The 21,735-nt window shown below is 61.8% G+C and carries 18 protein-coding genes; 2 read left to right on the forward strand and 16 right to left on the reverse strand.

All coding sequences use genetic code 11. The annotated features are described in order from the left end of the window. Nucleotides 1–4: 4 nt before the first annotated feature. The 4 genes from VBE63_RS07810 to VBE63_RS07825 all read right to left on the reverse strand — a co-directional run bounded on the left by VBE63_RS07810 (nucleotide 5) and on the right by VBE63_RS07825 (nucleotide 3,048). A complete protein-coding gene (locus VBE63_RS07810; RefSeq protein WP_323682454.1) occupies nucleotides 5–1,231 on the reverse strand; it encodes a nucleotidyltransferase family protein in 1,227 nt (408 codons plus the stop codon). Nucleotides 1,232–1,298: 67 nt separating this feature from the next. Next, entirely contained in the window at nucleotides 1,299–2,294 is a 996-nt protein-coding gene (locus tag VBE63_RS07815; RefSeq protein WP_323682455.1) for an HprK-related kinase A, read from the reverse strand. After that, nucleotides 2,291–2,545, reverse strand: a complete 255-nt coding sequence (locus VBE63_RS07820) for a hypothetical protein (protein ID WP_323682456.1) — start codon at nucleotides 2,543–2,545, stop codon at nucleotides 2,291–2,293. Before VBE63_RS07820 ends, VBE63_RS07815 begins: the two co-directional genes overlap by 4 nt. Nucleotides 2,546–2,595: 50 nt before the next feature. Beyond that, the gene (locus VBE63_RS07825) at nucleotides 2,596–3,048 is read right to left on the reverse strand and encodes a hypothetical protein (protein WP_323682457.1); all 453 of its coding nucleotides are present in this window, start codon (nucleotides 3,046–3,048) and stop codon (nucleotides 2,596–2,598) included. Nucleotides 3,049–3,284: 236 nt separating this feature from the next. Between VBE63_RS07825 and VBE63_RS07830 the strand changes: the two genes are divergently transcribed. After that, nucleotides 3,285–4,094, forward strand: coding sequence for a serine protease (locus VBE63_RS07830; protein ID WP_323682458.1), 810 nt, complete (start codon nucleotides 3,285–3,287; stop codon nucleotides 4,092–4,094). 184 nt (nucleotides 4,095–4,278) lie between these two features. Then, on the forward strand, nucleotides 4,279–4,881 hold the full coding sequence (locus VBE63_RS07835; RefSeq protein WP_323682459.1) for a PilZ domain-containing protein: 603 nt from the start codon (nucleotides 4,279–4,281) through the stop codon (nucleotides 4,879–4,881). A 67-nt stretch (nucleotides 4,882–4,948) separates the two neighbouring features. Here the strand turns inward: VBE63_RS07835 and prsR are convergent, their stop codons facing one another. The 12 genes from prsR to VBE63_RS07895 form a co-directional block, all read right to left on the reverse strand. Continuing rightward, nucleotides 4,949–6,325: a PEP-CTERM-box response regulator transcription factor gene (prsR, locus tag VBE63_RS07840; RefSeq protein ID WP_323682460.1), complete on the reverse strand. Its 1,377-nt coding sequence runs from the start codon at nucleotides 6,323–6,325 to the stop codon at nucleotides 4,949–4,951. Beyond that, nucleotides 6,282–8,420, reverse strand: a complete 2,139-nt coding sequence (prsK, locus tag VBE63_RS07845) for an XrtA/PEP-CTERM system histidine kinase PrsK (protein WP_323682461.1) — start codon at nucleotides 8,418–8,420, stop codon at nucleotides 6,282–6,284. The genes prsR and prsK overlap by 44 nt, the downstream gene beginning before the upstream one ends. 21 nt (nucleotides 8,421–8,441) lie before the next feature. Beyond that, nucleotides 8,442–9,833, reverse strand: a complete 1,392-nt coding sequence (locus VBE63_RS07850) for a TIGR03013 family XrtA/PEP-CTERM system glycosyltransferase (protein WP_323682462.1) — start codon at nucleotides 9,831–9,833, stop codon at nucleotides 8,442–8,444. Nucleotides 9,834–9,935: 102 nt separating this feature from the next. After that, complete coding sequence (gene lpdA / locus VBE63_RS07855; protein ID WP_323682463.1) at nucleotides 9,936–11,366, reverse strand: dihydrolipoyl dehydrogenase; 1,431 nt, start codon at nucleotides 11,364–11,366, stop codon at nucleotides 9,936–9,938. 33 nt (nucleotides 11,367–11,399) lie between these two features. Further along, nucleotides 11,400–11,621: a hypothetical protein gene (locus VBE63_RS07860; RefSeq protein ID WP_323682464.1), complete on the reverse strand. Its 222-nt coding sequence runs from the start codon at nucleotides 11,619–11,621 to the stop codon at nucleotides 11,400–11,402. Between the two features lie 27 nt (nucleotides 11,622–11,648). Next, complete coding sequence (locus tag VBE63_RS07865) at nucleotides 11,649–12,119, reverse strand: DUF29 domain-containing protein (protein WP_323682465.1); 471 nt, start codon at nucleotides 12,117–12,119, stop codon at nucleotides 11,649–11,651. A gap of 85 nt (nucleotides 12,120–12,204) precedes the next feature. Next, nucleotides 12,205–13,908 carry a dihydrolipoyllysine-residue acetyltransferase gene (gene aceF, locus VBE63_RS07870; protein ID WP_323682466.1) on the reverse strand — a complete coding sequence of 568 codons (1,704 nt, stop codon included), beginning with the start codon at nucleotides 13,906–13,908 and terminating at the stop codon, nucleotides 12,205–12,207. A gap of 93 nt (nucleotides 13,909–14,001) precedes the next feature. Further along, nucleotides 14,002–14,946 carry a DUF368 domain-containing protein gene (locus tag VBE63_RS07875; protein ID WP_323682467.1) on the reverse strand — a complete coding sequence of 315 codons (945 nt, stop codon included), beginning with the start codon at nucleotides 14,944–14,946 and terminating at the stop codon, nucleotides 14,002–14,004. Then, a complete protein-coding gene (aceE, locus tag VBE63_RS07880) occupies nucleotides 14,943–17,669 on the reverse strand; it encodes a pyruvate dehydrogenase (acetyl-transferring), homodimeric type (protein WP_323682468.1) in 2,727 nt (908 codons plus the stop codon). Before aceE ends, VBE63_RS07875 begins: the two co-directional genes overlap by 4 nt. A 344-nt stretch (nucleotides 17,670–18,013) precedes the next feature. Continuing rightward, nucleotides 18,014–18,760, reverse strand: a complete 747-nt coding sequence (locus VBE63_RS07885; RefSeq protein ID WP_323682469.1) for a hypothetical protein — start codon at nucleotides 18,758–18,760, stop codon at nucleotides 18,014–18,016. Nucleotides 18,761–19,100: 340 nt separating this feature from the next. Next, nucleotides 19,101–20,402: a RuBisCO large subunit C-terminal-like domain-containing protein gene (locus VBE63_RS07890; RefSeq protein ID WP_323682470.1), complete on the reverse strand. Its 1,302-nt coding sequence runs from the start codon at nucleotides 20,400–20,402 to the stop codon at nucleotides 19,101–19,103. Between the two features lie 144 nt (nucleotides 20,403–20,546). Beyond that, a complete protein-coding gene (locus VBE63_RS07895; RefSeq protein WP_323682471.1) occupies nucleotides 20,547–21,569 on the reverse strand; it encodes a transketolase family protein in 1,023 nt (340 codons plus the stop codon). Between the last annotated feature and the right edge of the window lie 166 nt (nucleotides 21,570–21,735).

Consider the following 21,735-nt stretch of genomic DNA (forward strand, 5'->3'; position numbering starts at 1 on the left):
GCTGTTAGTCTGCGCTTTGCCTGGTGCTGGGCGTGAGCGCGACCCGACTTTTGTGGACTAGGTGCCGGGCCAGCAAGGCCAGCGGCATGCGCCGCAGATGGTAGCGGACTTTGCCAGCTTGGGTGGCAAGGCGTTGGGCTAGGGTTGGCGGGGTCTCGGGTAGGCGCGGCAGGAAGATGCGGGTGAGGGTCCAATCCAGCGCAGCGCGGGCGATGCAGGGTGGTGGCGCGAGTGTCCGATTGTGATTGCCTTGCGCCTTGTGAGTGCCTTGCACCTTGTTAGTGCTTTGCACCAAATCCTCTGGCATCGGCGTTTGCAGCCAACGGCGGCAGTAGTGCAGCGCATACCAAAGCAGGTGCGAGGCTTGATGGTGATGCGCGCGCTCGATCAGCGCCTGCCAGTCGTGGTCGGTGCGCAGATGCGTGCGCAGTAGGGCGTCGATATCGACCAGGCCGCGTAATTCGCCCTCGAGCTCGGAATCCTGGAACAGGTGGATGACGGCGTGGATGATCTGATCCGCCGGGCTGAGGGCGAGAAACCGCGAGCCGGGGATCGGTCGCAGGTCGGCGAACAGCAGGGCCGCGTCGGCGCGGGTGCGGCTGGTGACCGGTGTGATGGTGTGATGCAGGTCGACCTCGAGCGGGTGGCCGGGATAGCGCAGTGGTGGGAGCTCGTGGCTCCATGCGCGGTAATAGTGCTCGTCGTAGTCGGAGTGGGTGGTCATCTGCCAGCCTGCGGTCTTCAGTGCGGCCTCGGCGCGATCGAGGTTGGCGCGGGTCACGAGCAGATCGACATCGTTGGGCGCGCGGCCTCGGGTGAGGGGCAAGTCCTGCAGCAGATAGGCGGCGCCCTTGAGCAGGGTGACCGGCAGCTCGGCAGGCAGCGCGCGTTCCAGGTCGCGCAGTTCCATTCGCACCAGGTGCGCGCGGTAGGCGCTGTAATTGATGGCGGCTTGCAGGTGACCACGGACGCGTTCCGGGATCGCGCGCCAGTGTTCTGCGCCCGCTTGCTCAGCTTGCTTCGATCGCCCCGAGTGCGCTGCTTGCAGCCGATGTGCGAGCATCCCGAGCACCCGCGCCTGGCGCGCCAGGCGGAGGGTACTGTCCCAGTCGGCGAGCTGCATGCGATGCGCGTGTGTGGGGTCGCTCAGCAGCGGCAGCAGGTGTTGCCCTGCTGGCAGCGGCAGTCGGGTGTCGGGCCTGCGGCGGGTGATGTGAGCGTTAGCCGGCATGGCTGGGCGTCAGTGGGCGCTGACCGGCATGCATGAACCTGCCTGGGCGCTGGTTGGGATGTTGGCGTCAGTCGACATCGGCAGCTGTTTCAGCATCGACGGCTGCCTCTGCACGGGCAGCTGTCTCAGCGTCGGCTGCATCAAGCAGCGTATCGATGTGGCTGATGGCCGCGTCGAGATCACTGTACCGCACCTGATAGGCCGGACAAGCGGCGATGACATCGGCGACGGCCTCGAAGCCGATCGCACCGAGCAGATGATAATTGAAGCTGTTGAAGGCGAGATGGGCGAAGGCGTCCTTACCCGGCAGGCGGTGACTGGCGAGCGCGGCGTCGGCTTTGAAGCTGGGGAAGATCACCAGTGCCGGGCGTGCCGGTTGGTGAATCGCATCGGCGCTGGCGTCGTTGGGGGCGAGATGGGCGACATCGCCCTTGCGGGTGCCGGTGAACAGCGGGCCGATCACCGCTGCATCCGAAAAGGCGCGAATGACCTCGACGGATTGGTTCTTGAGCGCGACCGGTTTGAGCATCGCGATGAGATCGCCAGTCTCTGGTCGCAAGACGCCGAATTCATCGGAAAGCAGGCGAAAGCCGCGCAGCATCATGGCGGCGGCGAGGGTGCTTTTGCCGGAGCCGGGAGGCGCGGCCATGATGATGGCGCGCTCACCTTTTGCAAGGACGCCGGCATGCAGCAGGATGTATTGATTGGCCCGCTGGCCGAAGCACCAATTCACGCCCCATTCGAACAGCGGCAATGCATTCGTGAGTGGAAAGGGGTCGAACGGCTGAATGCCGTCGATGCGAAATTGCGATTGCGGGCGAATGAAGGCACGCGGGCCGCGTGGCCGGATGACTTCGACATGATAGTCGGCACACTCGGTCTGCGCCGAGTGCGGCAGCCGAAAGGCGCCGTAAGTGCACTGCACGGTTCGCGCGAACACATCGAGCGGGCTGCGCACGCGCACCAAGGCCGCGCCATAGTCGATATGGAATTGTCCGGCGCGGCAGCGTTGGCGGATCTGGCGCGGATCGCAGTCGCGCAGCCGCAGGCTCGGCGCGCTCATGCGCGAATCACGCCGAGCGTCTTCAGCATGGCGAGGAGTTGAATGCTGTCTGGGCTGTCTGGATCGAAGTCGAGCGCATCGCGCAACAGATCCCTGGCGTCGGTCATCGTCACTGCGTTCCCGCCGCTCTGTTCGATCAGGGTTTCGTAAATGAGGGCGGCTGAGGCGGTAAGGATATGGGTTTTCCAGGTGGCTTCGTCGAATAGGATGCCGCCGTCATCCATTGGATGATAACGCAGATTTAAGCGCACAGTGGCGACCGATTCTGATGCCAGGTTGCCGGTATCTTTAGGTGCTTGGGTTACAAGAAATCGCTAAAGCTTTTTGTTGAGCTCAGGTTGATCGAATTCCAGCAGGATCCTGCGACAAGAGTTTCTTGATCATATTTGATATAGTATTGCTCGCCATCGTTGAATTCATTTGGGTTGCCAGTGGGAGTGAAAACCTGGTCGCCAACTTTTAATCTTCCGGTTTCTTGAGAGAAGGTTGTACAATTTCCTTCATTGTCACAGCTTTCAACGTCCTCCATTTCTTTTGTGACGCCTGTAATAATATTTCCTTCATTGCCAAGGCAAGATGTCGAAGTTGCTGCAAGCGCACTGCCACTTGGCAATGTATAGATTACCGGGGCAACGGCAGCGGCCTTCAGCAACCGCCGGCGGGACGCCTGATGATCTGGGTTGGCGTTCCGAGATTGCGTTGGCTGTAACATCTGCTCTTGCTCAACGGGGGGGGTCTTGTCGTCTTGATTCATGAACACGGCTCCTAAGAAGGATGGCTTTAATATGAGCTGGGACAGTACTCAGATTAAAAGCAAAATTTACGCCATTTCTTGATTTGATCGAGAAATCATGAGGCTGGCCTTTCTGCTGGCTAGTGGCAAATGCTTAGTCCGGGACTGTGTTAAGTTTTCTGACACATGCTAGCCAGGCTCATCAGACACTGCCATAGTGTAGCCGAAAGTTAGGTTTTTCTGATGGAGTCGATAAGATGAGCATCACCCTGATCCAAGCTCCTAACGCGGGCTGGAGAAGCTGGATACTGCTAGGTCTTCTGGGTTTGACGTTGCTCTCAAGCCGCAGTTCCTGGGCCAACAACCTCCCCACCACCATCGAGCGCGTTAAGCCCTCGGTGGTCGGCATCGGCACCTACCAGGAAACGCGGCAGCCGCGGGCGCAGATTCGTGGCACCGGCTTTGCGGTGGCCGATGGGCGCCATGTGATCACTAACTTTCATGTGGTTCCCGATAAGCTTAACAGGGAGCGGAAGGAGTTCTTGGCGGCGTTCGTTCCGGCTGGAGGCTCACAGGCGCAGGCGCGTGGAGCAAAGCTGATCGCGCAGGATGAGGCGCATGATCTGGCGCTGCTGCGTATCGAGGGCGAGCCGCTGCCGGCGCTGCGGCTGGGCAGTGCTGGTTCGGTTCGCGAGGGCGAGGATATCGCCTTTACCGGTTTTCCGATCGGCGCCGCGCTGGGGCTGTTTCCGGCCACTCATCGGGGGACAGTGGCGGCGGTGGCGCCGGTGGTGATGCCGGCGCGCTCTGGCAAGCAGCTGAGTCCGGCGCTGATCAAGCGCATGCGTGAGCCGTACACCATCCTGCAACTGGATGCGACCGCTTATCCAGGCAACAGCGGCAGCCCTCTGTACGCGGTCGACAGCGCTCAGGTGCTGGGGGTGATCAATATGGTGTTCGTCAAGGAGGGGCGTGAGAGTGCGTTGGAGCGTCCGAGCGGCATCAGCTATGCGATCCCGATCCAGTTTGCGCGCGAGCTGCTGCAGCAGCAGAATCTGCGGCCTTGAGGATCTCGAGGGCCGTCAGTTTTTTTTACGAATTGGCTACGCCGCTGGAGGCGGTGAGCCGCGCAATCTCTGATCGTTTTTCCAAATCAACGTCTTAAAATGCGAATTGTTGTTTGGCGCGAAGATTGCTTAAGACAAGATTATCCGATTCTGCCCACCGGCAGCGCCTTGATACCGATTTGGAGTGCGCGATCCCATGCAAGACGCTAATTACAGTCAGCTGGCCGAAGAACTGGCCGAATTTTGGTTTTCCGCACTCGAGCCGGGGAACTGGGAACAACGCTACAACGTGCTTGGCAAGATCCATGAGCAGTTGCGCTCGGATTTGGCCACTCATGCGGAGTACGAAGGGATTTCGCCGTTGTTTGTGGAGAAGGTAATCGAGCGTTTGGGCGCTCCTGCGCTCGAGGCCGAGGCTCAAGCCAGGATCTATGCGTTGTCGGCCAACGAGATGCACCGGGAGGCCAGCCGAACCTGGAGCCTGCGACATCTCTCCGATGAGCCCACGCACGCCTCGGATCGGCGCCGTTTTCCGCGCAAGATGGTCAATCTGCTTACGGATATCTGGGTGCAGGGCTTTAGCTTTCCTTGTCGTTTGGTGGATATCTCGCTGGGCGGTGCGCGGGTGGCCGTGCAGGAACCCGAAGCCTTGGCGCCCGCCCTGGGCACCGAGGTGCGAGTGATCGTTCCTGATAAGGGCATCCGGAATGCCATCGTCGTGTTTGTGAGTGAGAGCTTGGAAATGGGCTTGCGCTTTCTCGACCAGCCCCAGCTTCAAACTGCTTGAGTCTGTGAGGGCCGCTTAGGCTTGCCGCTCATGGGGGCATGGATCCATGGGGGGCATCCTGGCTGGCTCAAGGCGTTGACTGTCGAAAGCCATATTTGTCCAGCAGGTTGTACAGGGTTGGTCGAGTAATGCCGAGCAACTCTGCGGCTTGGGCGATGTTGTTGTTACAGCGGCTCATGGCTTTGATGATCGCCTCTTGCTCGGCGGCATCGCGGATTTCGCGCAATCCGACCGTCTCTTCAGCAGCATCTTCGGGCATACCAATCCCGAGATCATCCGCTTCGATCCGGTTGCCTTCGGCCATGATGACCGCACGCCGGATCAGATTCTCCATCTCGCGTACATTGCCAGGCCAGTCGTAAGCCTCGATAGCCCGGAGGGCGTCGGTGGAAAAGCTGAGGCGGTTGGTTTTGCGCTGATCTTGGCGGAAGCGGTCCAGCAGCGCGTGGGCGATCAGGCTACGGTCGCCTTGCCGCTCGCGCAAGGGTGGGATGTTGATGGCGATCTCGCTGATGCGATAGAACAGGTCTTCGCGAAAATCCCCGTCTTTGATCATCTGCTCGAGATCTTTGTTGGTCGCGCCGACGATGCGGATGTCGACCGGTATCTCCGCCCGTCCGCCGAGTCGCTCGACCACGCGCTCTTGCAGGAAGCGTAGCAGCTTGGCCTGCAGGCTCATCGGCAGATCGCCGGTTTCGTCGAGGAACAGGGTGCCGTTGTTGGCGTGCTCGATCTTGCCGATGGTCTGTCGGGTGGCGCCGGTGAAGGCGCCTTTCTCGTAGCCGAAGAGTTCGCTTTCGAGGAGGTTTTCCGGGATCGCGGCGCAGTTGATGGCGACGAATGGCCCCTTGCGGCGCGGACTGAGTTCATGTAGCGCCCTGGCGAGCACCTCTTTGCCGGTACCGCTTTCGCCCAGCAAGAGTACGGTGGCATCGGAAGGGGCGACACGCTCGATCATGCGGCAGAGCTTGAGCATGGCCGGATCAGCGGTGATCAGCCCATGCAGCGGCGATGCATTCTGGCGCGCGAGCTTGCGATTCTCAGCCTCGATCTGGAACAGGTGCGCGGCGCGGTCGACGATGAGGCGCAGGGTGTCGGCATCGACCGGTTTGATGTAGAAATCGTAAGCGCCGAGACTGATCGCCTGTAAGGCATGAGCGCGATCGTCGTTGCCGGTGACGACGATGATCTTGGTGTCCGGTGCCATGGCGAGGATCTCTTCTAGCAGGGCTAAGCCTTCGGTGGCGTTGGCTGGGTCCGGCGGTAGGCCGAGATCAAGCGTTACCAGCTGGGGCTTTTGACGTCGAACCTGGCTTATGGCGCTGGCGCGATCGGTTGCCTGCAGGATGTCATAGCCATCGAAACACCAGCGGAGTTGGCTTTGCAGGCCGCTGTCATCTTCAACGATGAGGAGTTTCAGCGGTTTTTTCTCGGTGGTGACCATGATTGCTTGCCTGCTGTGGAAGTGGTCGTCGTGGCAGTCGCAGGGTGAACTGGGTCCCGATGCCGGCCTGGCTGTCGACATCGATCTGCCCGCCCATGCGGATGATGCGGTCGCGTGCCTCATAGAGGCCGATGCCCATGCCGGCGTTGCCCTTGGTGGTCTGGAAAGGCCGAAACAGGCGCCGGCGCAGGAAGTCCTCGTCCATGCCTGATCCATTGTCCGCGACGATAATCTGAACCCAATCGTCATCGGCATCAAGTATCAGTCGCACCCAGCCGCTGTCGGCGGTCGCCTGCTGTGCGTTGCGTACGAGGTGCTGAACGCTGTTTTTCAGGCTCTCGTCGTCGACGGTGATCTCGATTGGTTGTCGGACCTCGAGACTGGGCACTGGGCGCTCATCCTGGCTTTCGGCGATCACCTCGCTGAGTAGGCTCGATAGTACAGTCGGCTGCGGCAGCGCGTTCTCGCCCTGTGTTTGGACCGTGCGCAGGTGCGCTTGGGTGCGTTCGAGTCGATCGCGGGCGTTGGCGACGGTTTTGAAGGCATCGCTGATAAAGGCCGGGTTATCACGGTGCCGCTCGGCATTGGAGCAGATCAGCGAGAGCTGGGCAGAGATGTTCTTGAGGTCATGCACCAGATAGGCCGCGAGGCGATGGAAGGCCTCGAACTGACGGGCTTCGAGCAGGGCGTCTTGGGTGCGCACTAGGGCGATATAGACGGCAAGCTGGCGGGCCGCGGTCTTGAGCAGATCGCGCTCCTCCCAATCGATGCGATGGGGTGCGCGTGGCTGGGCAAGGACGACGAAGCCGACCAGGTCGTCGCCCTTGAGCAGCGGCACCACGGCCCAGTGACGGGGATCTTGCAGAAGCCAGTCGGGCAAAATCAGGTTGCTGTAGAAACCGGGTTCCCGGCGGTATTCCTCGAGTTCGATGATCCAGTGGGTGCGGTCGAGGAAACGGATCAGCGGCCCGGTGGGGGATTCCGGCGGATAGGTTGGCGTGCCCAGGTTCAGTGCGCCTTGGATCTGATATCGACCATCGTCGTGGCGCACCCAAAGCAGACCACCGGAGCTTTCGATCAAATCGCTGATGGCACCGATGCAGCGCTCGTGGAAGGGCATGGGTTGGTCTTCGGCCGAGAGCATGCCGGTGAGGCGCAGCCATTCCTGACGATAGTCGTATTTGTAGCGGAAGAAATGCTTGGACAGAAAGAGTCGCAAGCGCGCGCGCACACTGCCGGAGAAGAGTACCAGCGAGAGCAGCAAGATGGCGCCGAACAAGAAGCCGATTTGCAATAGGGTGCCGAGATCGCCTTCAATCTGGCGCAGAAAATAGGCGGCAATGCCGATCGCCAGCAGATAGAGCCCGCTGCCCATCAGGGCGGTGGTATGGAAGAGCAGGCTGCGAGAGACGAAGGCTTCCCCTGGTTTTCGGGGTAGGCGGCGACTGAAGGCGAGGCCAAGGAGCGGCGTGACCATGGCGCTGACGACGCCACGCGCCTGCCAGGTCGGGCTGTCTAGGGTTTGGAACAGGACCAGGTCCGCATAGAGGAACAGGTCAAAGGCAAAGATGCCGCCGAGGCCAAGACAGAGGAATTTGATCTGCCAACGCCGTTGTGGCGGGGTGTTCCGATACAGTTGCTCGACCAACACCAGGCCCGCCACGGCCATCGATAAGATGGTCAGGCTGCGCCAGAGCTGGACGCCCTGAACCGAGGCTGGGAGCACGAAGACGAGGAGGGTGAGTAACAAAAATCCCGTCGTTGCAGCGATCCAAACGCGCAATGCCTGGGGGCTGGTCGAAGACCCTGAACGGTCTTTGGCCTCATCGCCGCCGTTGGCCGTGGCGAGGATCGAGAGTATCAGCGCGAACCAGCCCGCATTGCGGCCGACCTCGAAGAGGCCGCCGGTCATGGCCGCATTGCTATCGAACTGCCACGACAGGAACGCCAGGTACAGCGCCCAGGCGACCGTGAGGAGACTCGCCGTCAGCATCCAGGAACTGCTGGGGCGATGGCGCCAGCGCACGAGAACGAGGGTGGCGAGGAGGAGGTAGGCGAGTGCCGATCCGAGGTAGGTGATCGCGGTTAAAGGCATCGCCAGCGCTGCGCTCTCCGACTAGCGAGCGCCGCGGCCGAAGATGACGACCTTGACCGTCTCCAGGAGGATCAGGATGTCGAGAAACAGGGTGTGATTCTTGACGTAGTAGAGGTCGTACTGGAGCTTTTGTCGGGCGTCTTCGACCGAGGCGCCGTAGGGATAGCGGACCTGCGCCCAGCCGCTGATGCCGGGGCGGAGGCTGTGCCGCGCGAGAAAGTAGGGAATCTGTTGACTGAGTTGCTCAACGAAGAGCGGGCGCTCTGGGCGCGGCCCAATGAACGACATCTCGCCATAGAAGACGTTGATCATTTGCGGCAACTCGTCGATCCGTAGTTTGCGGATGATGCGCCCGACGCGGGTGATGCGCTGGTCGTTGCTTGCGGCCCATTGTGGTTTTCCATCGCGCTCGGCGTCTTGCGTCATGCTGCGGAACTTGCAGATCTCAAAAGGCTTGTTGCCGCGCCCGACACGGGTCTGCCAATAGAAGATGGGGCCGGGGCTATCGAGCCGGATGGCGATGGCGGTGATCAGCATGATCGGCCAGGTCAGTAACAGCAGCGTCAGGCTAAGCAGGAGATCAAAGGTGCGCTTGACCAGGTTGCCGAACCAACTCTGGCGGAAGCCGCTGCCGAAGACGAGCCAACTGGTATTCATCGAGCCGAGCTCGAGCCGCTGATGTTCGCGCTCGAAGAAGGTTGAGATGTCGGTGACGGTGATGCCCTGCAGCTTGCATTCCAGCAGTTGGCGGATCGGCAGAACGCCGCGACGGTTACGAATCGCGACGACGATCTCCTCGATGTGCAAGCTACGCGCAAGCATGAGCAGGCTCTGGTTAGGCTCGAGCTGGATCACCTTCGACTCTGGCACATCGATCGCTTCCATGTCTTCAATCGCGACGAACGAGACCACCTTATAGGGACGATGGGCTTCGGCGTTGCTGGTTTCTAATGCCATCGCTCGGCTGCCGGCTCCGAGCACCAGGATGCGATGTGCGAAGGCTTCTTTATCGGTGACTCTTCGGTACGCAAAGCGTTCAGCCGCTACCACGAAAAAGGCCAGCCCACTGCCAATGAGGATGGCTTTGGTGCTGGGTAAATGCTCTGTGAGCCAAGGACTTAGTAAGACGACGATGAGCAGCGCGAGCAGCAGGGAGGCGCCAAGGCGCAGCATATCGTCGATCCCACGGATGCCGAGCCGGGCGTGGACCTCGCGATCGTAGAGGCCCATGGTCTCCATGATGAGCACGATTAGACCGGTAAGCAGAAGATTCTGCACCAGTCGCGAGGCTTGCTGGCCGGGCTCGTTGGTGACGACCATTAACGCCAACTGAAGGCAGCAGAGGATCAGAATAATCTCTAACGCCGCTAAGAGAAGCGTCCGTCTCGAGATATGGTGCCCAAAGAGTTGCAAAGGCTTTCCTCGCGTGAAATGCCTGCGTTCGTGCTGGCGCTAAATTCTATATGATTGTCACCCATCCTGTACGGCAGTCAAGGCGAAGTCGTTGCTGGACCCTCAGCGCCGCTTCGGTGGCATCAGATCGGTGATGCTGCCATGCGCCATCTCGGCGGCGAGGCCGATGGTCTCGTTGAGGGTGGGATGCGGGTGAATGGTCATACCGATGTCTTCCATGTCGGCGCCCATCTCGAGCGCGAGCACAGTTTCGCCGATCAGTTCTCCGGCGTTGGGGCCGACGATGCCGGCGCCGAGGATGCGCTTGGTCTCGGGGTCGAAGAGGAGTTTGGTCAGCCCTTCGTCGCGGTGGATGCCGAGCGCGCGGCCGCTGGCGGCCCAGGGGAAGACGCCCTTTTCGACCTCGATGCCTTGCGCCTTGGCCTCGGTCTCGGTGAGGCCCATCCAGGCGACTTCGGGGTCGGTGTAGGCGACCGAGGGGATGGTCATGGGGTCGAAGAGCGCGGGCTCGCCGGCGATGACCTCGGCGGCGACCTTGCCCTCGTGGGTGGCCTTGTGGGCAAGCATCGGGCCGCCGACGACGTCGCCGATGGCGAAGATGGTCGGGATATTGGTGCGCATGTGCTGGTCGGTCTTGATGAAGCCGTGTTCGTCGACCTTGACGCCGGCGGCCTCGGCATTGATGAGCTTGCCGTTGGGGCGGCGGCCGATGGCGACCAGCACCTTGTCGTAGCTGGCCTCGCCGGGGTGCTTGCCCTCGAAGACCACTTCAATGCCTTTGGAGCTGGCTTGCATGGTCGCGACCTTGGTCTCGAGCCAGATGTTCTGATAGCGCTTCTTGACCACCTTTTGCAGCGCGCGCACCAGATCCTTGTCAGCGCCGGGCATGAGCTGGTCTTTCATCTCGACAACGTCGATCTTGGCGCCGAGCGCGGTATAGACGCTGGCCATCTCGAGGCCGATGATGCCCCCGCCGACCACCAGCATGCGCTCCGGGATGCCGTCGATCTCGAGTGCATCGGTGGAGTCCATCACGCGGGGGTCATCGTGTGGGAAGCCAGGGATGCGGATCGGGGTGGAGCCGACGGCGATGATGCACTGATCGAAGCTGACCGCGATCTTGCCGTCGCGGCTGTCGACGCTGATGCGGTTTGGGGTCTCGAAGCGCCCGGTGCCTTGCACCACCTCGACCTGGCGCTGCTTGGCCATGCCGGCGAGGCCGGTGGTGAGCTTCTTCACCACCTTGTTCTTGCCGGCGCGCATCTTGTCGAGATCGATCTCGGGCGGGGCGAAGGTGACGCCCATCGCCCCCATGGTCTTGGCCTCTTCGATGATCTGCGCGGTGTGCAGCAGGGCCTTGGAGGGGATGCAGCCGACGTTGAGGCAGACGCCGCCGAGGCTGGGGTAGCGTTCGATCAGCACCGTGCGCAGGCCGAGGTCGGCGGCGCGAAAGGCGGCGGTATAGCCCCCAGGTCCGCCACCGAGGACGACGACTTGGGCGCTGATGTCTTTATTCGGAGCGGTGTCGCTCATGAAGTCTCTCGTTCAGGTGTTTGTTGGTTGTGATCACTTCGGGTCGGCCCAGGCTTCGTCTTCCTCGGGTCGTAACCAATCCCTTCCGAGCGATTCTTCCGAAAGGAGCAGCGTTTCACTGCGTTCAGTCGGCGGCTCGTCAAGGATCGTGACCAGCGCCCGATGCTTACCCTCGAGCTTAATCGGCTCGGCAAGCTCGATGGCGCCATTTTCGTGGATCACGGCTTCGTTGGTACTCATCATGATGGGTTTCACCGATAGAGGCACCTGAAAGGGGCCACCCTAGTCGACATCAGGATAGAAGTCAGGATCGAGGATCTGTGCTTGAGTATAAGGGCAGGTGACCGGGAAGGTCTTGGCTGGCAGTTCTGACTCGCGTGCGGCAAGCTCGATGGCTTGCGGGTAGGCCTTGGTGATGGTCTCGCCGATTTTCCCCTTGAGCCCCGGATACTCTTCTAGCAGGTAGCGCAGCGCAAGCCGTTGCTCAATGAGTGTGTTGCGCCAGCTCTTGCCCTCGTATTCCGCCCAGCGTTCGGAGAGCTGCCGATACTGATACTGCCATTTCAGCAGATGGGCGATGAGGATTCGCAGGCGGCTCACGAGTTCATGCCGCTGACTCTTGCCCATGTCGTCCAGCTCCTCCACCAGGTGGTCCAGGTCGAGCTCGGAGAAGCGCCCCTGGCGGAGCAGCTCAGCGGTCTTAGCCACCCAGGCGGAATAGTCCAGATCGTACAAGGTGTTCAGTGCGTTCATCAGTTGCTATGCCCGAGCCAATCTGCAGCAATTGCGTCGGCATGCAGCGTAAAGCTTCCCGGCGAAGAGGCGTTCACCCCATCCATTACAACAGTAAGCGCCGGATATCACTCAGTAGCCCAGCCAGCAAGGTCGTGAAGCGCACGCCATCGGCGCCATCAACAACCCGATGGTCGTAGGACAGCGACAGTGGCAGCATCAGCCGCGGCTCGAAGCTGTTGCTGTGACCATTCCAGACCGGTTTCATCGCGGTGCGCGAGACGCCGAGGATGGCGACCTCCGGCGCGTTGACGATCGGCGTGAAGGCGGTACCGCCGATGCCGCCGAGGCTGGAGATGCTGAACACGCCGCCTTGCATGTCGCCGGGTAGCAGCTTGCCGTCGCGCGCCTTGGCGCTGAGCGCCATCAACTCGCGGGCGATCTCGAACAGGCCTTTCTTGTCGACATCGCGGATGACTGGCACTACCAAGCCATTCGGTGTGTCGACGGCGACGCCGATGTGGGTGTAGTGCTTGAGGACTAGGTTCTCGCCATCGGACGAGAGCGAGGCCTTGAGCGTTGGCATCTGCGCTAGCGCGCCGGCGACGGCCTTCATCAGGAAGGGCATGAAGGTGAGCTTGACGCCGGCCTGCTCGGCGGCCTGCTTCTGGCCCTTGCGGAAGGCCTCGAGCTCGGTGATGTCGGCCTCGTCGAACTGGGTGACATGCGGCACCGAGAGCCAGGCGCGGTGCAGATGGGTGCCGCTGAGCTTCTTGATGCGCGACAGCGGCTGGGTCTCGGTCTCGCCGAATTTGCTGAAATCGACCTCGGGTGCGGCCGGGAGCTGGAATGGCATGCCGCCGGGGGCAGCAGGAGGGCCTCCGGCTGAGAGCATCTTTTTGACGTAGGCCTGAACGTCGTCCTTGAGGATGCGCCCCTTGCGCCCGCTGCCCTTGACCTGTGCCAGATCGACGCCGAGCTCGCGCGCGAAGCGGCGCACGGCCGGGCTGGCGTGCGGGGTGCGTCCGCTGGCGATGGCCTGCATGTCCGCGGGGCGGGGCAGGATCGGGGCTTTGCGACGCTCGGCTTCACCAGGAGCGCGGCTTGCCGGTGTTGCGGCAGCGGTGTCCTGGGTGCGCTCAGGGTTGGCGGTCGCCGCGGGTTGAGCTGGCGGGCCTTCAGGCTCGGCAGTTGCTGCGGGCGCCTGCGCGGTCTCCGCCTCTTTGGCCGGGGGCGCATCGGTGGTGCTGGCCTGGGTGCTGGCCTGAGTCGCACCAGGCTTCAGCGTCAGCAGCCGATCCCCTTGATTGACCTTATCGCCCGCCTTGGTATGGACCGCTTCGACGGTCCCGGCAGCCGGCGAGGGGATCTCCATGGTCGCCTTCTCGCTTTCGAGCGTGACGATGGATTGGTCGACCTCGATCTGGTCGCCGACAGCGACCAGCACCTCGACCACCGGGATGTCAGCGAAATCGCCGATATCCGGTAGTCTTACCTCGATCGACTCGGCAGAGGCGGCTGCGGATGCGCTGGCAGCTGCCGCGGCTGCCGCACCTGCATCCGAGCCTGTACTGGTATCCACCCGCAGCAGCAGATGCCCTAGACCGACCCGTTCGCCTACCTTGACGTTGATCTCCGTGACCTGGCCAGCCAGCGGTGAGGGGATTTCCATGGTCGCCTTGTCGCTCTCCAGCGTCAGCAGCGACTGTTCCGGTTCGATGCGATCGCCGGGAGCGATGAGGATCTCGATAATCTCGACATCGGTGAAATCTCCGATATCGGGAAGCAGAACATCTTCTATCGTTGCCACGCCGTTGTCTGCTCCTAAATAATGATGCGGTGAATGAGGGTCATCGGGTATGCGCCCGCTCCCGTGATGCGGTTGGCGTTCATCCCTTAAATGCTAAATGCGAGAAGCAAGCACGTCTTTGTTGCCCTTGAGCAGTTTTGATAGGCCTTCGATCACGAAGATGAGCGCAAAGCCGAGGCTCGCTAGCACAATGACCCAGAGTAACTGAGGGTCGCCGATAAATTGCCCAGGCAGCACATTCACTTCGACGAGCGGTTTGACCTCACCATGGCGATCGAGATAGGTCTCGACAACTTGCTTCCAAGGCCAGACCTTATTGAGCGCGCCGATCATAAACCCAGTCAGTAGCGCGATGGTCAAATCAGGGTATCGGTGAAGCAGCCATGACAGCAGGTGAGAAAAGGAGAGGAGTCCCATTACTGCTCCCGTGCCGAACACCATGATAACGACAAGATTCAAATCACTGATGGCGCCCATGATAAAACCATACTGGCCCAGTAGGAGCAAAATAAAGCTACCCGAGATGCCGGGTAAAATCATTGCGCAAATCGCGATCGAGCCAGAGAGAAAGACAAACCACAGCGCATGCGTTGTTTCCGCGGGGGTGGCGAGTGTGATCCAGAAGGCGAAGACTGCACCAGCGATACCCATTGCCGCGTTGGCGATGCTCCAGGAGGACAACTGTCGTGCAACATAGATCGCTGAAGCCAAAATCAGCCCAAAGAAGAATGCCCAGAGTAAGACTGCGTGATGCTCAAGTAAAAATGTGAAGACTCGCGCAAGTGAAAAGATGCTGATGCCGATGCCAAGGAGCAGCGCGAGCAAAAAAGGACCATTGATGGCTTGCCAAAAGGCAAGCGGGCCTTCGCTAAAGAGTCGTCGCGCCGTGTTGGGGTTGATCGACTTCAGGCTATCGAGCAGTTCCTCATAAATGCCGGTAATGAACGCGATCGTGCCTCCAGAAATGCCGGGAACCACATCGGCGGCGCCCATCGCCAAGCCCTTGAGCGAGACCAGTGCGTAATCCTTGAGCGTCATTGGGTCACCGGGTTTGGCTTGTCGGGATCGATGCGATATTTCTCGATCGCCTCGCGCACGCGCGCGACGGGGATGCGCTCCTCATCGGCCAGCGCCTTGAGCGCGGCGACGACGATGTACCAGCGATTGACCTCGAAGAACTTGCGCAGTTGGCTGCGCATGTCGCTGCGGCCGAAACCATCGGTGCCGAGCACGCTGTAGCGACGCGGCAGATAGGGACGAATCTGATCGGCATAGGCGCGCATATAGTCGGTGGCGGCGACGATGGGTCCTTCGCTATCGGCGAGCTGTTCGGTCACATAGGCAGTGCGCGGCATCTCGTCTGGATGCAGCAGATTCCAACGTTCGCAATCGATGCCATCGCGGCGCAGCTCGTTGAAGCTGGTCACACTCCAGACATCGGCGATGACCTCAAAGTCTTTCGCCAAGAGTTGGGCAGCGGCCTGGACCTCGCGCAGGATGGTACCGCTGCCGAGCAGTTGCACGCGCACTGACCCGGCCTTGGCGCTCGCCTCGCGCTCTGTTGTATGAGCCGAATCGCCCGTCGTCGCTGTCTGCGTCTCATCCGTCTCTCTAGCCGATGGCAATCGGTAGATGCCTCGCCGAATGCTGTCCTCAACGCCTTCGGGCATCGCTGGCTGTGGGTAGTTCTCGTTCATCACTGTGATGTAGTAGAAGCAGTTCTGCTTCTCGGCATACATCCGGCGCAGGCCATCCTGCACGATCACCGCCAGCTCGTAGGCAAAGGCTGGGTCGTAGCTGACGCAGTTGGGGATGGTCGCCGCCGCCAGATGGCTGTGGCCGTCCTGATGCTGCAGACCCTCGCCAGCCAGGGTAGTACGCCCAGCAGTACCGCCGAGCAGGAAGCCGCGCGCCTGCATGTCACCAGCAGCCCAGATCAGGTCGCCGACACGCTGGAAGCCGAACATCGAGTAGTAGATGTAGAAGGGGATCATCGCCTGGCCATGGTTGGCATAGGCGGTGGCGGCGGCGATCCAGGACGACAGGGCGCCGGCCTCGTTGATGCCTTCCTGCAGGATCTGGCCGTTTTTCTCCTCGCGGTAGTACATCACTTGGTCGGAGTCGACCGGCTCGTAGAGCTGGCCGATGTGCGAGTAGATGCCGAGCTGGCGGAACATGCCCTCCATGCCGAAGGTGCGCGCCTCATCGGGGACGATCGGCACCACCAGCTTGCCGATGGCCTTGTCGCGGATGATCATGGTCATCAAGCGCACCATGGCCATGGTGGTCGACATCTCGCGCTCGCCGCTGGATTCAAGGAGTTGCTTGAAGACATCAAGCCCTGGCACCTCGAGCGCTGGCGCATCGTCGACACGCGCTGGTAGCGGGCCGCCGAGGGCCTCGCGACGCTCATGCAGATACTTCAGCTCCGGGCTGTCGGGCGCCGGCTTGTAGAAGGGCGCGGCGCCGATTTGCTCATCCGAGATCGGAATATTGAAGCGGTCGCGGAAGGCTTTGAGGTTGGCTTCACCCATCTTCTTCTGCGAATGGGTGATGTTCATGCCCTCGCCGGCAACGCCCATGCCATAGCCTTTGACGGTCTTGGCCAGGATCACCGTGGGCTGGCCCTGATGGCTCATGGCCGCGGCGTAGGCGTTGAAGACCTTGACTGGATCATGGCCGCCGCGGTTGAGGCGCCAGATGTCCTCGTCGGTCATGTTGGCAACCATGTCGGCGAGCTCGGGGTACTTGCCGAAGAAATGCTCGCGGGTGTAGGCGCCGCCCTTGGCCTTGTAGGCCTGATAGTCGCCGTCGACGCATTCTTCCATGCGCTTGAGCAGCCAGCCTTGATTGTCGCGCGCCAGCAGCGGGTCCCAATAGCTGCCCCAGATCACCTTGATGACGTTCCAGCCAGCGCCGCGGAACACCGCCTCCAACTCCTGGATGATCTTGCCGTTGCCGCGCACCGGGCCATCGAGGCGCTGCAGGTTGCAGTTGACGACGAAGACCAGGTTATCGAGCCGCTCGCGCGCCGCCAGCGAGATGGCACCGAGCGATTCGGGCTCATCCATCTCGCCGTCACCGAGGAAGGCCCAGACCTTGCGCCCTTCGGTGTTGAGCACGCCGCGATCGGTCAGGTAGCGCATGAAGCGCGCCTGATAGATGGCCATGATCGGCCCCAGGCCCATCGACACGGTCGGGAACTGCCAGAAACCCGGCATCAGCCAGGGATGCGGATAGGACGAGAGGCCGGGGCCGTCGACCTCCTGGCGGAAGTTGTAGAGCTGCTCTTCGCTGATGCGGCCTTCGAGGAAGGCGCGGGCGTAGATGCCGGGCGCTGAGTGGCCCTGCATGAACACCAGATCACCGCCGTGATCCTTGCTGCGGGCGCGGAAGAAATGGTTGAGGCCGACATCATAGAGGGTGGCGCTGGAGGCGAACGAGGAGATGTGTCCACCCAGCTCCGAGGAGAGGCGATTGGCCTGTACGACCATCGCCATCGCGTTCCAGCGGATGAAGGAGCGGATGCGCCGCTCCATAGCGCGATCGCCAGGGAAGCGCTCCTGCTTCTGCATCGGGATGGTATTGAGGTAGGCGGTGTTGGCGCTGAACGGCAGATAGGCGCCAGAACGGCGGGCCTTATCGATCAGGCGCTCAAGCAGGTAATGCGCGCGCTCGACCCCCTCGTTTTCAAGCACGGCGTCCAGGGACTCGAGCCACTCTTGGGTCTCCTGGGGGTCGATATCGGGCTTATTGGGCATGGCGTTTCCTGAGAGCGAGGGTGCAACGCGGCGGCGAGCGGTCGAAAGTGCTCAAAGCTACCGGAGCCTTAGTGAATTGGCAAATACTGATTATTTGGTTAGGGTCGATGGGGCCAGGTTGACAAAGCCTGTTCAAACAAAAAGCCCCCGGTTTGCGGGGGCTTATGATGGGCGGCGCACTGCGGAGAAGCAGCGGCGCTCCGTGGCTTCTGGCTGGCTCTGGCTTGAGCTTGGCCCATGTCCCTTGAGCCTTGAGCCTTGAGCCTTGAGCCTTGAGCCTTGAGCCTTGAGCCTTGAGCCTTGAGCCTTGAGCCGCGAGTTTGCGCCTTGCGCCGCTCCTCGTCTCAGCTTGATGGGTTGGATGCCCGCGTCGAATCAGCGGTTTGGTCGTTGGATTCAGTGCTGCTGTCGGCCTTTGTCTTGTCGCTGGTCGGGACGCAATCGCGCGCGGCATCACTGTAAGGTATCGGCTGCTGCAGCTGACGGGCGCAGCGCCAGTCTTGCCGCCGTTGCTCGGTGACGGAGCGACGTTGCTCGGTGACGGCCTGCATGGCGGCGCGGCGTTCCTCGGCCTGTTGCTTGAGTGCTGCGCGATAGGCGTCGATCTCAGCCTGGCGCTCTGTGGCACTGAGCGGCAGTTCTGGCATCGCCGGCAGTTCATCGTAGCCTGGCATGGCAGGACGCTCAGGCATTGAAGGACGCTTGCCGAACGCGGGCCTCTCGGGGATTTCAGGACGTTCACCGAACGCCGGCATCTTCGGCATGGGTGGGCGCTCGCCGAACGCAGGCCTCTCGGGGATTGCCGGACGTTCGCCAATAGCCGGCAGCTCGGGCAGGTTCAACTCGTTGACGAAGGCAGGCGCCTCCGGCATCGGTGGGCGACGGGTGTCGAGGGTCGACTCCATCGCTTGGCGCCGAGCTTCCATCCGCGCCATCGCTGCTTCGCGATGCTGTTTGGCCATCGCTTGGAGCTGTTGCGGTGAGGGGGGTGCGATGCCATAGGCATAAGGCGCACCGTAGGCGTGAAGGCCAGCGTAGGGGCCCCAGTAAGGCGCATGGTAGGGCGTTGCCCACCAGGCTGCAGCCGTCATGGAGGCTAGGCTCAGGGTGACAGCCGACGCGGAGAGGATCAAAGGTTTCATAGGCAGACCTTGCTAAGTGGAGGTATCCCAGAGGTGCGGGATGCAATCCCTCTGTAGACCATCCCGTCTTGTTATAAATGCTTGTTGTAACGAGTCATCCTGGACTGCTTGGCAAGGGGCAGGAGGCCGGTGACTTGCTCTTGGCGCGCGCTGAGCCAACGACCGAGGTGTGGGGCAGAGCGCAGATCTCATCGATGACGGGATGCGCGTTAGTTTATTAGAAAATTGTGAATCATCAATGGCTGAGAAGGCCGTCTTTGAGCTAGAGATCGCCTGTCATTGATGTTCATCAATCCTTTGGCGTTTGCTCAGGGGCTTTCCTGACGAGCCGCAGAAAGGCCTGGCAGCGAGCGGTGAGCTCCTCGCCCGCATGCAGATCACCACCGATCAGTAGCATGCTGTCGCGTCCATAAAAGGTCACCAGTTCAGGCACCTGTTCAAGGCGCATGCCGCCGGCGGGCACCGGCCAGATCGGGGCGAGTCCAGCCAGCGGCGCCTTGGCGGCGGCCGCAATCGCCTGACACTCGGCCGCGGTGAACGCGAAGCGACCGCCAAAGCTCGGGAAGATGGTGGCGTCGGCACCGGCGAGGCGGGTGAGGGTGCCGAACAGCAGCCCGTGCGCCAGGCCCTGGCTTGGCCCCAGGCTGAGGCCGCCGAGCAATGCCGGATGACTGAGTATCGGTAGCGCAATCTGGTCATCCGCGGCGAGCCGTCGCAGGCTGTCGAGCCCGGTCAGGCCGGGGCAGAGCAGCAGGCCACCGGCGCCACGCTCGCGAGCCCGCTCGGCACGGGCGTTGAGCTCATCAGCGGGCGCGGTGATGTTGGGCAGATAGAGGCTGGTGCGACCCGTCTGCTGATTAGCACGCGCGATGGCCTCGGCACAGCGGCTGACCCGCTCGTCGAAGGGGCAGAAGGTCTGATCGCTCAGGCCGTGGTCGTCTTTGATCAGATCGATGCCGCCCAGGGCGAGGCGATAGGCCATCTCGGCCAGTTCGGTTGGGCTGAGCCCCATTGGCTTCAGCGCGGTGCAGAGCAGTGGCCGATCGGTGATGCCTAGCTGTTGGCGCAGCCCGGCGATACCGAAGCGCGGTCCCTGGTAGTGTTGCAACAGCGCGGGCGGCAGCTCGATGCGCTGCAGTCGTACCCCGGGCTGCAATGCGACGTTGCCAAACAGGACATTGAGCAGTTGGGTGAACTCACGCCCAGCGGTCTCGATCGGGTAGCGGATGCTGACCTCGAAGCTGCAAGGGCTCTCATCGCTCGAGTCGGGATCGGCGCTGTCGCTACTCCCGCTAGCGCTGGACATGGAGTCAGTGCCGTGGCTCGTGCTGGAGTCCGGACTGGAGCTAGTGGTTTGGCCTGTGCTGGAGTTCGTGCCTGAGCGATTGCTGGAGCAGGGCTCAATCTCAGCAATCGTGCCGACGATCTGCGTGCGAATGGCCTGATTCGGAATCAGTGCTTCCGGAAACTCGACCGTCTGCTCAAGGCAGATCGCACGGGCGCGCGCCTCGACCTCCGCCGCTGTGCCGCTAAGGCGATAGACCGCGGTGAAGCGCTCGCCGCTGAGCGAGAGTGTTGAACCGGGTGTCATCGGGGCTTTTGGGAGGCTGGTGTTGATTCAGCACCTGCTTTTGCCGCTGCTGGTTCTTGCTGTAGCGCCAAACTCGAAGGGATTGAGAAGGTCCACGCCAAAGGAGTAAAGTAACGCTTACGGGTCGACTTGCGTACGGGTCAACTAGAGATCCTCGGTTTTGTCGACCTTGGCGAGGGCCTCGGCGCGAATGTCGGCGGTGATCTTGGCCAACGCGGCGTCATCGATCTGCAGCGATTCGCCAATCAAGGTCTCGGCGGCCTGGATCAGCGCCGCTGCATCGAGCCCGTATTCGCGCATGAGATAGGGCTTGCTGGCGCCGTGGGCATAGGTGTCGCGTAGGCCAAGCCGGATCAGCCGCTTGCCGATGCCTTGCTCGGCGAGCTGCTCGGCGAGCGCGCTGCCGAGTCCACCGATGATGCTGTGGTTTTCGATCGAGATTGCGCCGTAACGCGCCTTGGCGACCTGTTCGAGCAGTTGCGGGTCGGCGAACGGCTTCAGGGTCGAGACGTGCAGATGGCTGACCGAGACGCCTTGGTTGCGCAGCGCGGCGACGGCGCCGATGGCCTCTTCGGTACAGATGCCGGCGCTGATGATGGCGAGATCGGAGCCTTGCCCCAGCAGCCGCGCCCGGCCAAGGCGCAGCGGCTGGTCGGCCGGGAACAGCCGGGGCACCTCGCCGCGGAGCTGGCGCACATAGACCGGGCCGTCGATGGCCTGCGCGACCGCGAGCACGGATTCGACCTCGGTGGCGTCGCCAACCTCGAGGATCGTCATGTTCGGGATCGCGCGCAGGAGGGCGATGTCGTCGATAGCCTGATGGGTGACGCCGCCAGGGGTGGTGATGCCGGGCAGGAAGCCGATCATGCGCACCGGCAGGTTCGGATAGGCGATGCTCATCGCCAGCTGATCGTAGGGTCGGCGGGTGATGAAGACCGAGAAGGTGTGGATATACGGGAAGAAGCCTTCGCGCGCGAGCCCGGCGGCGAAGCCCATCATGTTCTGCTCGGCCATGCCGAACGAGAAGAACCGCTCCGGGTACTGATCGCGGAAGCCATCGGCCTCGCAGGAGGCGGTGAGGTCGGCGCCGAGCACCAGTAGCTCCGGCTGTTCGGCACCGAAGCGAATCAGGTTCGATCGATGGGGGCGGGTGACCAGCTCGATCATCAGTGGTGGTCCTGGCGAAAGGCCTGAAGGATGGCCTGACGGATGGCCTGACGGATCGCGCGCCCCGACTCGGCTTGTCGCTCCTGTGTTGGCTGCGATCTGACTTTCATTGGCTGCTCCTGTCCTGCCAGTGCTCGAGCAGATCCTCATAGGCATCCTGCTCGGC

The sequence above is a fragment of the Lamprobacter sp. genome (genome assembly GCF_034860625.1).
Lineage (GTDB): Bacteria > Pseudomonadota > Gammaproteobacteria > Chromatiales > Chromatiaceae > Lamprobacter.